The following is a 12,017-nucleotide window of genomic DNA, read 5'->3' on the forward strand; positions in this document are numbered from 1 at the left end:
GACGATCACCGACACTTCACGACCAACGACGGAGACCACGATGTCCCTTCCCAAGACGCTTCTTGCGGCCGCTGCGGCCGCGTCCATCGCCCTGCCGCTTTTCGCCGCCGAGACGATCGAGGTGCGCGATCCCTATGCGCGGGCCGCGTCGCCCAGCGCCATGGCCGGCGCCGCCTTCATGACCCTCGTCAACACCGGAGCCGAGGATGACCGCCTTGTCGCGGCCTCGACCGACGCGGCACAAAGGGTCGAACTGCACACCCACCTCGAGGACGCCGGGGGCGTCATGCGCATGGTCGAGGTCAAGGACGGCTTCGCCATTCCGGCCGGCGGCGAAACCATGCTCCAGCGCGGCGGGCTGCACGTGATGATGATGGGTCTGACCCGCCCCTTCACGCAGGGCGAGGCGATCGAGCTGACCCTGACCTTCGAGAAGGCCGGCGAGATGACCCTGACGGTGCCGATCGACAACGAGCGCGCCGATGGCATGGGCATGGCCCACGGCCAGGGGCACGGGGCGCCAAGCAACTAGGCCAGAAGCCGGTCGACCCAGGCCGGCACGATCCGGGTCGCGGGCCCGACGATGACCTCGTCGAAGGCGCCCGCGACGTCGGATGGCGCAAGGTTCAACTCGACCGTCCGCGCCCCCGCCGCGCGCGCTTCGGCCACGAAACCCGCGGCGGGATAGACCTGACCGCTGGTGCCGATGGCGGCGAAGAGGTCGGCACGCGACAGTCGGTCGGCGATCCGGTCCATGTGATAGGGAACCTCGCCGAACCAGACGACGTCCGGGCGTGTCGCGGCGCGACCGCAGGCGGGGCAGGGGTCGGCGGGCGCCATGACGCGCGGGGCCTGCCAGCGCGCGCCGCAGGCCGCACACAACGCGCGCATCACCTCGCCGTGCATGTGGATCACGCCGGCCGTCCCCGCCCGCTCGTGCAGGTCGTCGACGTTCTGGGTGACGATCGTCACCTCTCCGCGAAAGCCGGCCTGAAGGCGCGTCAGCGCCCGGTGGGCCGCGTTCGGATGTGCCCCCAGGCAGTTCTCGCGCCGGGCGTTGTAGAAGCCGTGGACCAGCGCCGGGTCGCGGGCGAAGCCCTCGGGCGTCGCCACCTCGTCGAGGTCATGGCGCGACCAGATGCCGCCCGCGTCACGGAAAGTGCCAAGGCCGCTTTCGGCCGAGATGCCGGCCCCGGTCAGAAGGAAAAGGTGCCGTGTCATGCCATGCATGCCGTCGGGTTGACCGCGACCGGGGGACATGGCCAGATCGGGCGATGGTCCGCCGCGTGCTTTGCGTCTGTCTTGGCAACATCTGCCGTTCGCCCACCGCCGAGGCGGTGTTGCGCGCGCAGGCCGTGGCGCGTGGTCTTGACCTCGTGGTCGACAGCGCCGGAACCGGCGGCTGGCATGTCGGGAAGCCGCCCCATCCCCCGGCGGTCGCCGCGGCGGCGTTGCGGGGCTATGACCTGACGCCCCTTCGGGCGCGGCGCTTCAGCCGGGCCGATTTCGATGACTTCGACCTGATCCTTGCCATGGACCGCGCCAATCTGGACGACATCGAACGCCTGCGGCCGGCGGGGCATCCCACGCCGGTCCGGCTGTTCCTCGACGATGCCGATGTGCCTGATCCCTATATCACGGGCGAATTCGATGCCGTGCTCGACGTTGTCGAAACCGGGGCGGGCGCGATCCTCGATCAGTTGCGGCAGTAGGTTTCGGCCGCCGTGCCGAAGTTCACGTACCGCTCCCAGAATTCCTCGTCCGAGCGGCGATCCGACTGGCGGACCTCTTGCGCGCGATGGGGATCCTTGAAGAAGCTGGCGGCAAGCCGCTGATCCTTCGTCGACAGCGTCAGGTCGGCCGCCTGCTGGATGCACCCGCACAGGGACCGGCTGATTCCCGGCCGGTCACTGCTCAGGCAGGCCCGCTCGATGGTGCCCGCCATTGCGGTGCCGCCAAGGCCTGTCAGGACCAGGGTTGTCGCTGCTGCTGCGATCGGTCGTCTCATGAGACACCTCTTTGTCTGCCTCTCCCGGCGATCTGTGCCACCGGTTCGTTAACGGAATATGCCACAACGCCCGCCGTCCGGGCAAGATGTCCGGACGGCGGGACATCGGCGTCAGGGCCTTTTCACATGCCGGATGTCGGGATGAAGCGAGGCGCCAAGGATGTGATCCGACCGCCGCACCACGTGGCTGGCCTGCCCGACGATCAGCGGATCGGGCGGCTGCGCGATGGTCGGGTCCTTTTCGGGATAGTCGATACTGTCCAGGAAATGGCGCATGCAGTTCAGCCGCGCGCGCTTCTTGTCGTCGGACTTGACGATCGTCCATGGCGCGTCGGCGGTGTCGGTATAGAAGAACATCGCCTCCTTCGCCTCGGTGTAGTCGTCCCATTTCTCGATGCTGGCCTTGTCGATCGGCGACAGCTTCCAGCGCTTGAGCGGGTCGGTCTCGCGTGCCTTGAAGCGGCGCAACTGTTCGGCCCGCGTGACCGAGAACCAGTATTTGTAAAGCCGGATTCCGTCGCGCACGAGCATCCGCTCAAGATCGGGCACCTGGCGCATGAACTCGAGATAGTCGTTGGGGGTGCAGAAGCCCATCACCCGCTCGACGCCGGCGCGGTTGTACCAGGACCGGTCGTAGAAGACCATTTCGCCCACGGTCGGCAGTTCGCGGACATAGCGCTGGAAGAACCATTGGCCCTTCTCTTCCCAGGTCGGCGTGTTGAGCGCCACGACCCGCGCCTGCCGGGGATTGAGGTGTTCGGTGAATCGCTTGATCGTGCCGCCCTTGCCGGCCGCATCGCGCCCTTCGAACAGGATCACGAAGCGTTCGCCCGTCTCCTGCGCCCAAAGCTGGACCTTCAGCAGTTCCGCCTGAAGCCGGGCCTTCTCGGCCTCGTAGGCGCGGCGCGGAACATGGTTGCGATAGGGGTATTTCCCCGTCTCGAACGCACGTCGGATCACGTCAGGACTTGGGGGGCGGGCCTGATGCTGGCCGGTGGGCGGGGTCTGCTTCTGAGTCTGGGCCGGTGTGGCCTGGGGGGCCGGCTTTGCCTCGGCCGTTGCGTCGCCGTTCAGAAGGGCGGTCTCTGCCATCTTCGATCTCCTCGTTCCGTTCGCGCAACCAAGGCAGATTGCGGCCGAGGTGTCGTTGATCCATGTCACAAAACTGTTGCATCGGCCGCCCATTGCGCCGCCCGTGCGCCGGGAAACCGTTTCAAACGTGCGTTTAGGGAGATCGCCTGACGTAACGTAAGCTTGCGCCGGCCGCGAACGGGGCGTGAGTCTCCGAGGGTGCGGCAGATCCAGGGGGGTGAAAGATGAACCGACTGCTTTGCCTGTCGCTCGCTCTCTGCGCCGGCTCGGCGGCCTTCGCCGCGCCGTCGACGGAGCGGGGCGAATATCTTGTGCGGGGGCCGGCCGGGTGCGGGAATTGCCATACGCCACAGGGGCCGGACGGCCCGGACATGACGAAGGAACTGGGCGGCTTCCTTGTCGAGAAGAACGACCTGTTCGAGGCCTGGGCCCCGAACATCACCCCCGGCGGGCGCACTGCGGGGTGGAGCGACGCCGAGCTTGCCAAAGCCATCCGCGAGGGGATCCGCCCCGACGGCACCGTCATCGGCCCGCCCATGCCCATCGGGCTTTACCGCGGGCTGTCGGACGACGACCTGCTGTCGATCGTGATGTTCCTTCGGACCCTGCCGGCCAGCGACAACGTCGTGCCGGCTTCGACCTACAACATCCCGCTTCCGCCCGCCTACGGGCCGCCGATCGACAGCGTCGCGGCGATCCCCGAAGGCGTGACGGTCGAATACGGCGCCTATCTCGCCGGGCCGGTGGCGCATTGCCTTGAATGCCACACCACCCCGGGCGCGCAGGGTCCGATGTTCGACACGCATCTGGGCGCGGGCGGTTTCGAATTCCACGGGCCCTGGGGGGTGTCGGTCTCGGCCAACCTCACGCCGCATGAAGACGGGATCGCCGGATATTCGGATGACGAGCTGCGCGCGATGATCACGCAAGGCATCCGGCCCGACGGAAGCCGGATGATGCCGCCGATGGGCTTTGCCTACTATGCCGCGACCAAGCCCGAGGATATCGACGCGATCATCCTCTTCCTGCGGCAACTGCCGCCGCTGCCCGATCCGGGCTGAGGCCGCCTACAGCGCGGCCTCGGTCGCCAGACCCCGTTCCGCCGCAAGGCGGGCCGCGACCGAGGCCACCGCAAGATCCTGAAGCCCGACGCCGGTGCCGTCAAAGACCGTCACCTCGTCGTCCGACGTCCGGCCGGGATGCGTTCCGTTGATCACCGCCCCGAGCGGGGTGATGTCCCCGGCCTCGATGGTCCGCGCCGCCACTGCGTGCTGGGCTTCGCCGATCGAGACCGATTGCGCCACCTCGTCGGTAAAGACGGTGGCCCCGGCAAGGATCATCGGGTCAAGCTCCTGCTTGCCCATGGTGTCGGTCCCCATGCAGGCGATATGCGTGCCGGGACGGATCCACACCTGCATCAGCAGGGGCTCGAACGCCGAGGTGATGGTGATGATCGCGTCGGCCTCGGCGCACAGCGCCTCGCGCTCGACGGCCTCGAAGGGAAGGCCGATCTCCTCGGCCACCGCCGCCAGCCGCGGCAGCATGTCGGGGTGCGGGTTCCAGGCCAGCACCTTCTCGAAGGCGCGCACCTCAGCCGCGGCGCGCAGCTGGAAGGTCGACTGGTGCCCGGCGCCCACCATTCCCAGCACCTTGGCGTCCTTGCGCGCAAGATGGGCGATCGACACGGCGCTCGCCGCGGCGGTGCGTACCGCCGTCAGGTAGTTTCCGCCCACCAGCGCCGACAGCCGCCCCGTGTCGGGATCGAAGAGGAAAACGGTCGACTGATGGTTGGTCAGACCCTTCGCCATGTTCCCCGGCCAGTAGCCGCCCGCTTTCACGCCCAGCACAAGACCGGCCCGGTCGAAGCCCGACTTGAAGCCGTAAAGCGCATCTGCGTGCCCGATCGCCTCGCGCACGACGGGGAAGTTGCGGGCGTCGCCACGCGCCATGGCGCCGAACACCGCCTCGACCGCCGCAAAGGCGTCGGCGCGACCGACGACCTTCTGGCACACCTCTTCGTTGACGATCAGCATGCTTGCCTCCCTCGCGTTCGATCAGGGTCCGGGGCCGCCCATGCGACCCTTCCGGGTTTCTTCTTGGGTCAAATATCCCCGCCGGAGGCCTCGTCCGGGCCGGGGCCCTGCCGGGCCCCGGTTCGGGCGATCAGCTCAATAGGCCTTCCCGCGCGCCGACACCGGCCAGACGACCTCGACCTTGCCGTTGCGGACGCCCACGTACCAGTCGTGCACGTTGCAGGTCGGGTCGCAGTGCCCGGGCACCAGGCGCAGCTTGTCGTTGACCGTCAGCACGCCGTCCGGATCCTCGACCACGCCGTGCTCGTCCGAGCACTTGACGTATTTCACGTCCGTCCGACCGAAGATCACGGGAAGACCCGAATCCACCGACTGCGCCTTGAGGCCCGCGTCGACGATCGCCTTGCCGGGCTTGGCGTGGCTCATCACGCTGGTCAGGATGAAGAGGGCGTTCTCCCACTCGCCCTGGTCGATGCGCTTGCCCTCCTTGTCGAGGATACGCCCGTAGTCCGCGTCCATGAAGGCGTAGGAGCCGCACTGAAGCTCGTTGTAGACGCCGCTCGTCGACTCGAAATAGTAGCTGCCGGTGCCGCCACCGCCGACGATGTCGCACTCCAGGCCCTCGGCCTTCAGCGCATCGACCGCGTCCTTCACCATCGCCACGGCGATGCCGATCTTGGCCTTGCGGTCATCGTAGCTGTCGAGGTGCTGCATCGCGCCCTGATAGGCCTGGATGCCGGAGAACTTCAGTCCCGGGGCGGCGTCGATCGCACGCGCGATCTCGACCACCGCGGGCGTCGTCGTCACGCCGCAGCGCCCTGCGCCGCAGTCGATCTCGACCAGGCACTCGATCGTGGTGCCGTGCTTCACGGCCGCCGCAGACAAGTCGGCAACGTTCGCAAGGTCATCGACGCAGCAGATCGTGCGTGCCCCAAGCTTCGGCATCCGCGCCAGCCGGTCGATCTTGGCGGGGTCGCGCACCTGGTTCGACACCAGCACGTCCTTGATTCCGCCGCGGGCGAAGACCTCGGCCTCGCTGACCTTCTGGCAGCAGACGCCGACCGCGCCGCCCAGCGATTCCTGCAGCTTGGCCACGTCGACGGACTTGTGCATCTTGCCGTGCACCCGGTGGCGCATGCCATGCGCCTTGGCATAATCGCCCATCTTCTTGATGTTCCGCTCGAGCGCGCCAAGGTCGAGGACCAGGCAGGGCGTCTGGATATCCGCCTCGTCCATGCCGGGCAGTGCGGGGATGTCATAGCCCACTTCGAGGCCATCGAATTTGGTCGGTGCGTTCATCGGGATGTCTCCTCAGGCCTTGATCCAGGGCAGCGTGTCCAGGTCGACATTGCCGCCGGTGATGATGACGCCCACGCGCTTGCCGCGGAACGTCTCGGGGTTCTTCAGGATGGTGGCCAGCGGCACGGCGCAGCTGGCTTCCATCACGATCTTCATGCGCTTCCAGGTCAGCTTCATCGCGTCGATGATCTCCTGCTCGCTGGCGGTCAGGATGTCGGTGACGTGGTGCGACACGAAATGCCAGGTCAGGTCCTTCAGCGGCACCTTCAGCCCGTCGGCGACGGTCTCGGGCGCGTCGTCGGCGATGATGTGGCCGGCCTTGAAGCTGCGATAGGCATCGTCGGCCTGCTCGGGCTCGGCGGCGTAGATCTCGACGCCAGGCGCGATGTTCGACAGCGTCAGACAGCAGCCCGACACCATGCCGCCGCCGCCGATCGGTGCGATCACCGCATCAAGCCCCTCGACCTGCTCGACCAGCTCGCGCGAGCAGGTGCCCTGACCGGCGATCACGCGCGGGTCGTTGTAGGGATGCACGAACTCGGCCCCGGTCGCGGCCTGGACCTGGGCGAAGACCGCCTCGCGCGACGAGGTCGAGGGTTCGCATTCGGTGATGAGGCCGCCATAGCCGCGCACGGCGTCTTTCTTGGCCTGCGGCGCGGTGCGGGGCATCACGACATGGCAGGGAATGCCGCGCCGCCCGGCGGCGTAGGACAGGCTCAGTGCGTGGTTGCCGCTGGAATGCGTGGCCACGCCCCTTTTCGCCATCTCGTCCGAGAGGCCGAAGACCGCGTTCGAGGCGCCGCGCACCTTGAAGGCGCCGGCCTTCTGGAAGTTCTCGCACTTGAAGAACAACTCGGCCCCGGTCAGTTCGTTGAAGTAGCTCGAGGTGAGGATCGGCGTGCGGTGGATGTAGGGCCGGATCCGCTCGTGCGCGGCGACAACGTCGTCGTAGGTGGGGATCACGGCGGGCGGGGTCATGTCGTTCATCGATGCCTCCTTCACGCGGCGGCCTGCGCGGCGGCGACCTTGCCGCCCGCGCGCCAGAACTCCTGCGCCGCCGCGACGCCGGAGCCCAGTGTGATCGGATAGCCGAGGTCGGCCATCGCCATTTCGATGGTGGCAAGTCCCGACAGAGCCATCGGCTCGGTCAGGCTGCCCAGATGCCCGATGCGGAAGGCGCGGCCGTTCATCTGACCAAGGCCAACGCCGAAACTCATCCCGTAAGTGTCGTAGGCGTGATCGGTCAGCCGGTTGCTGTCGAAGCCGTCGGGCACGTAGATCGCGCTGACCGTGTCGGAATAAAGCGACGGCTCGGCCGCGCAGAGCTTCATCCCCCAGGCCGCCACGGCCCGACGCACGCCTTCAGCCATCCGGTGATGGCGGGCGAACACGTTGTCGAGGCCTTCCGCCATCAGCATGTCGACGCTTGCGCGCAGCCCGTGCAGAAGCTGCAGCGGTGGGGTATAGGGATAGCCGCCCCGGGCATTGGCCTGGGTCATGTCCCGGAAATCGAAGTAGGTGCGCGGCAGCGTCGCCGTTTCCATCGCCGCCATGGCCTTCTGACTGACGCCGACGATGGCGATGCCGGTGGCCAGCATGAAGCCCTTCTGGCTGCCGGTGACGGCCAGATCGACGCCCCAATCGTCCATGCGGAAATCCATCGAGGCCAGCGACGACACCGCGTCGACCATCAGCAGTGCCGGATGGCCGGCGGCGTTCATCGCCGCGCGGACCGCGCCGATGTCGGACTTCACGCCGGTCGCGGTTTCGTTGTGGGTGACGAGGACCGCCTTGATCGTGTGGTCCGCGTCGGCGCCAAGCCGTTCGCCGAAACGGTCGGCGGGCGCGCCGGTGCCCCAGACGCAGTCGATGATCTCGACGTCAAGCCCGTGACGCTGGCAGAGGTCGATCCAGCGATGCGAGAACATGCCATAGCGCGCGATCAGAACCTTGTCGCCGGGCGACAGCGTGTTCGACACCGCGGCTTCCCATCCGCCGGTGCCGCTGCCCGGAAAGGTAACGATCTGTCCGGTCTCTGTCTTGAACACCGTCTTCAGGTCGGCAAGCAGCGGGCCCAGAAACTCGGCAAAGTCGCGCGCCCGATGGTCGGACGTCGGGGTGTTCATCGCGTGGCGCAGCGCCTCGGGCATGTTGGTCGGGCCCGGGATGAAGACCGGGTTCTGGTCGCGAAGTGCGGGGGCGTGACGTGACATCCTGCTTCCTCCCTGAACGGACAAGCGGCAACATGACGCCCGCCGGCAGATTTTGCAATTTTTCTGGAAAAATATTTCACTGTGTATTAGTTTGCAATCAGTATACTGAAAAACAACAGAATTATGATTTTCCACTTTTCAGATTTTCAATTGAGCGGAAAATTTTTCCATTGATTGCCGCGCTGCCGCGGGTCACGGTCGGCGGCAACAGTCCACGGAATTCATCCCGGAGCAGACCATGAACGAAATCGCCCAGAACCGCCGCGCCCGGGGCCGCCCGCGCAGCGCCCCGGCCGATGTCGGCAGCGTGCAGGCCATCGACCGGGCCGTGGTTCTTCTGCGATCGCTGGCGCGCGACGGCGACGCGACGCTGACCGAACTGGCCGACCGCGCCAATGTGCCGGCCTCGTCCGCGCACCGGGTGCTTGTTTCGCTTCAGTCGCACGGAATGGTCGATTTCGCCGACGCCACGCAGGAGTGGCAGATCGGGGTCGAGGCCTTCCGCATCGGCAGCGCCTTCACGCGGCGCACCAACATCGTGGATGTCGCGCGCGAACCCATGCGGCGGCTGGTCGAGGACACGGGCGAGACCGCGAACCTTGCCATCGAGGACGGGGGCGAGGTGGTGTTCCTGGCCCAGGTCGACACGGCGAACCCGATCCGGGCCTTCTTTCGGGCAGGGACACGGGTGCCCATGCATTCCTCGGGCATCGGCAAGGCGCTTCTGTCGGCCTACGACCGGGCGCGTGCCGACAAGATCCTGCGCCGGCAGGGCCTGCCCGAGTTCACGGCCAAGACCCTGTCCGACCCCGAGGCGCTGCACGAGGATCTGTCCCGCACGCGGGCGCGCGGCTGGTCCTTCGATGACGAAGAGCGCTATCAGGGCATGCGGTGCATCGCCGCCCCGGTCTGGAACGTCCATGGCGATCCGATCGCGGGCGTGTCGATTTCAGGCCCGGCGGTGCGCTTTGATGCGGCGAGCCTGGACGGGAAGGGGGCGCGGGTGATGCAGGCAGCCGCCGAGATCACCGAGGCGATGGGCGGCACCCCGGCGCGCCTCCCCTGATCCCCGTCACTCGCCGGGGGCAGCAGTTCAGGGTTGCGGGTCGGCCCGGCAACGAATACATACCCGCCGATCCAAGGGTTGAAGGCCGCGCCTGAATGGAAAACGTCGTTCTCATCGTCCACCTGATCCTGGCGCTCTGCCTGATCGGCGTCGTGCTGCTTCAGCGGTCGGAAGGCGGCGGGCTTGGAATGGGTGGTGGCGGTGGCGGGCTGGTCAGTTCGCGTGGCGCCGCGACCGCTTTGGGCAAGCTGACCTGGGCGTTCGCCATCGCGTTCATCGCGACCTCGATCACGTTGACGATCTTTGCGGCGCGGAACTCGGCGGACACGTCGGTGCTGGACCGGCTGGGGGTCGAGACGCCAAGCGCGCCGGCAACCGGACTTCCCGATGCCGACGGCCTTCTGCCGCCGCCCTCGGGCGATGCGCCGCTCGCGCCGCCACCCGTCGAGTGAGCGCGGTCGAATAGCCACAACAAATTGGGGGTGGGCCTTTGGACACCCCAGATATTGCGGGACCGAGGCGAATCGTCTATCGGTCAAATCCCGTGATGCTGCGTTTCCGGAACCCTGGATCGGCGCAGCGCTGGCACATAATCACGGGGGGTCGCCGCCCACATGGCACGATACATCTTCATCACCGGCGGCGTCGTTTCCTCCCTTGGCAAGGGGCTGGCCTCGGCCGCCCTCGGCGCGCTTCTGCAGGCCCGCGGCTATTCGGTGCGGCTGCGCAAGCTTGACCCCTATCTGAACGTCGATCCGGGGACGATGTCGCCCTTCGAGCATGGCGAGGTCTTCGTGACGGACGACGGCGCCGAGACCGACCTGGACCTTGGCCACTACGAGCGTTTCACCGGGGTGTCGGCGCGCAAGACGGATTCGATCTCGTCCGGGCGCATCTATTCCAACGTCCTCGAGAAAGAGCGGCGCGGCGACTACCTGGGCAAGACGATCCAGGTGATCCCGCACGTTACCAATGAAATCAAGGACTTCCTTCGTATCGGCGGGGACGAGGTCGACTTCATGCTGTGCGAGATCGGCGGCACCGTCGGCGACATCGAGGGGCTTCCGTTCTTCGAGGCGATCCGCCAGTTCATTCACGAGCATCCGCGCGGCCAGTGCATCCTGATGCACCTGACGCTGCTGCCGTATCTGGCGGCCAGTGGCGAGCTGAAGACCAAGCCCACCCAGCATTCGGTGAAGGAGCTTCAGTCGATCGGTCTTGCGCCGGACGTGCTGGTGTGCCGGTCCGAACACCCGATCCCCGACAAGGAGCGCGAGAAGATCGCGCTGTTCTGCAACGTGCGCAAGGACGCGGTGATCGCGGCCTATGACCTGTCGACGATCTACGAGGCACCGCTGGCCTATCACCGTGAGGGGCTGGATCAGGCCGTTCTCGATGCCTTCGGCATCTCGCCCGCGCCGAGGCCCAACCTCGCGCGCTGGGAAGACGTGATGGACCGGATCGTCAACGCCGAGGGCGAGGTGCGCGTGGCGATCGTCGGCAAGTACACGCAGCTGGAAGACGCCTACAAGTCGATCGCAGAGGCGCTGACGCACGGCGGCATGGCCAACCGGGTGAAGGTGCGCGCCGAATGGATCGACGCCGAGATCTTCGAACGCGAAGACCCCGCGCCCTGGCTTGAAGGCTTCAACGCGATCCTCGTGCCCGGCGGCTTCGGCGAACGCGGCACCGAGGGCAAGATCCGCGCCGCGCAGTTCGCCCGCGAGAAGGACATCCCCTATCTCGGCATCTGTCTTGGCATGCAGATGGCGGTGATCGAGGCCGCGCGGAACCTTGCCGGTCTGGCCGACGCGGGCTCGGAGGAGTTCGACCATGAAGCCGGGCGCAAGCGGTTCACGCCCGTGGTCTATCACCTGAAGGAATGGGTGCAGGGTAACCAGACGGTGGCGCGCAAGGTCGACGACGACAAGGGAGGAACCATGCGGCTGGGCGCCTACACCGCGCACCTTGCCGAAGGCTCGAAGGTGGCCGAGGTCTATGAGGCCACGGTGATCGAGGAACGCCACCGCCACCGCTACGAGGTCGACATCAAGTATCGCGACAAGCTAGAGTCGGCCGGCCTGTGCTTTTCGGGCATGTCGCCCGACGGCCGCCTGCCCGAAATCGTCGAGCACAAGAACCATCCCTGGTTCATCGGCGTCCAGTTTCACCCGGAACTGAAGTCCAAGCCCTTTGCGCCGCATCCGCTGTTCGCGGATTTCATCCGCGCCGCGAAAGAGGTCGAGCGGCTGGTCTGAGGCGCGGCCGGCAAAGGCGGACGCGGGAACCGCGGCACCGGGCGGGAC

At 67.0% G+C, this 12,017-nt stretch carries 13 protein-coding genes; 6 read left to right on the forward strand and 7 right to left on the reverse strand.

Features of this window, described 5'->3' with window-relative positions:
- Positions 1 to 40 precede the first annotated feature (40 nt).
- Complete coding sequence (locus ACRDNQ_RS01070; protein WP_431826768.1) at positions 41 to 532, forward strand: copper chaperone PCu(A)C; 492 nt, start codon at positions 41 to 43, stop codon at positions 530 to 532.
- Here the strand turns inward: ACRDNQ_RS01070 and ACRDNQ_RS01075 are convergent.
- Positions 529 to 1,221: an NAD-dependent deacylase gene (locus tag ACRDNQ_RS01075; RefSeq protein WP_431826769.1), complete on the reverse strand. Its 693-nt coding sequence runs from the start codon at positions 1,219 to 1,221 to the stop codon at positions 529 to 531. The genes ACRDNQ_RS01070 and ACRDNQ_RS01075 overlap by 4 nt on opposite strands.
- A 53-nt stretch (positions 1,222 to 1,274) precedes the next feature.
- On the opposite strand from ACRDNQ_RS01075, the gene ACRDNQ_RS01080 reads away from it, so the two are divergent.
- Positions 1,275 to 1,712, forward strand: a complete 438-nt coding sequence (locus ACRDNQ_RS01080) for a low molecular weight protein-tyrosine-phosphatase (protein ID WP_431826770.1) — start codon at positions 1,275 to 1,277, stop codon at positions 1,710 to 1,712.
- On the opposite strand, the gene ACRDNQ_RS01085 is transcribed toward ACRDNQ_RS01080, so the two are convergent.
- Together ACRDNQ_RS01085 and ppk2 are read right to left on the reverse strand one after the other, a co-directional pair.
- Positions 1,697 to 2,008: a hypothetical protein gene (locus ACRDNQ_RS01085; protein ID WP_431826771.1), complete on the reverse strand. Its 312-nt coding sequence runs from the start codon at positions 2,006 to 2,008 to the stop codon at positions 1,697 to 1,699. The genes ACRDNQ_RS01080 and ACRDNQ_RS01085 overlap by 16 nt on opposite strands.
- A 111-nt stretch (positions 2,009 to 2,119) precedes the next feature.
- Positions 2,120 to 3,100: a polyphosphate kinase 2 gene (ppk2, locus tag ACRDNQ_RS01090; protein WP_431826772.1), complete on the reverse strand. Its 981-nt coding sequence runs from the start codon at positions 3,098 to 3,100 to the stop codon at positions 2,120 to 2,122.
- Between the two features lie 224 nt (positions 3,101 to 3,324).
- Between ppk2 and ACRDNQ_RS01095 the strand changes: the two genes are divergently transcribed.
- Positions 3,325 to 4,161: a c-type cytochrome gene (locus ACRDNQ_RS01095; protein WP_431826773.1), complete on the forward strand. Its 837-nt coding sequence runs from the start codon at positions 3,325 to 3,327 to the stop codon at positions 4,159 to 4,161.
- A 6-nt stretch (positions 4,162 to 4,167) separates the two neighbouring features.
- On the opposite strand, the gene bhcD is transcribed toward ACRDNQ_RS01095, so the two are convergent.
- From bhcD to bhcA, 4 genes are all read right to left on the reverse strand, one after another.
- A complete protein-coding gene (bhcD, locus tag ACRDNQ_RS01100; protein ID WP_431826774.1) occupies positions 4,168 to 5,133 on the reverse strand; it encodes an iminosuccinate reductase BhcD in 966 nt (321 codons plus the stop codon).
- Positions 5,134 to 5,268: 135 nt separating this feature from the next.
- The gene (gene bhcC, locus ACRDNQ_RS01105) at positions 5,269 to 6,432 is read right to left on the reverse strand and encodes a 3-hydroxy-D-aspartate aldolase BhcC (protein ID WP_431826775.1); all 1,164 of its coding nucleotides are present in this window, start codon (positions 6,430 to 6,432) and stop codon (positions 5,269 to 5,271) included.
- A gap of 12 nt (positions 6,433 to 6,444) precedes the next feature.
- On the reverse strand, positions 6,445 to 7,419 hold the full coding sequence (gene bhcB, locus ACRDNQ_RS01110) for a beta-hydroxyaspartate dehydratase BhcB (RefSeq protein ID WP_431826776.1): 975 nt from the start codon (positions 7,417 to 7,419) through the stop codon (positions 6,445 to 6,447).
- Positions 7,420 to 7,430: 11 nt separating this feature from the next.
- Entirely contained in the window at positions 7,431 to 8,645 is a 1,215-nt protein-coding gene (bhcA, locus tag ACRDNQ_RS01115) for an L-aspartate--glyoxylate aminotransferase BhcA (protein WP_431826777.1), read from the reverse strand.
- 238 nt (positions 8,646 to 8,883) lie between these two features.
- Here bhcA and bhcR point away from each other — a divergent pair, with 238 nt between their 5' ends.
- From bhcR to ACRDNQ_RS01130, 3 genes are all read left to right on the forward strand, one after another.
- Positions 8,884 to 9,711, forward strand: coding sequence for an HTH-type transcriptional regulator BhcR (gene bhcR / locus ACRDNQ_RS01120; RefSeq protein WP_431826778.1), 828 nt, complete (start codon positions 8,884 to 8,886; stop codon positions 9,709 to 9,711).
- Positions 9,712 to 9,806: 95 nt separating this feature from the next.
- Positions 9,807 to 10,163 carry a preprotein translocase subunit SecG gene (gene secG / locus ACRDNQ_RS01125; protein WP_431826779.1) on the forward strand — a complete coding sequence of 119 codons (357 nt, stop codon included), beginning with the start codon at positions 9,807 to 9,809 and terminating at the stop codon, positions 10,161 to 10,163.
- A gap of 162 nt (positions 10,164 to 10,325) precedes the next feature.
- The gene (locus ACRDNQ_RS01130) at positions 10,326 to 11,969 is read left to right on the forward strand and encodes a CTP synthase (RefSeq protein WP_431826780.1); all 1,644 of its coding nucleotides are present in this window, start codon (positions 10,326 to 10,328) and stop codon (positions 11,967 to 11,969) included.
- The last annotated feature ends 48 nt before the right edge of the window (positions 11,970 to 12,017 follow it).

Origin of the sequence: Saliniferula longa (assembly GCF_050789285.1) — a bacterium.
In the GTDB taxonomy this organism is placed as follows: Bacteria; Pseudomonadota; Alphaproteobacteria; order Rhodobacterales; family Rhodobacteraceae; genus CAVPWP01.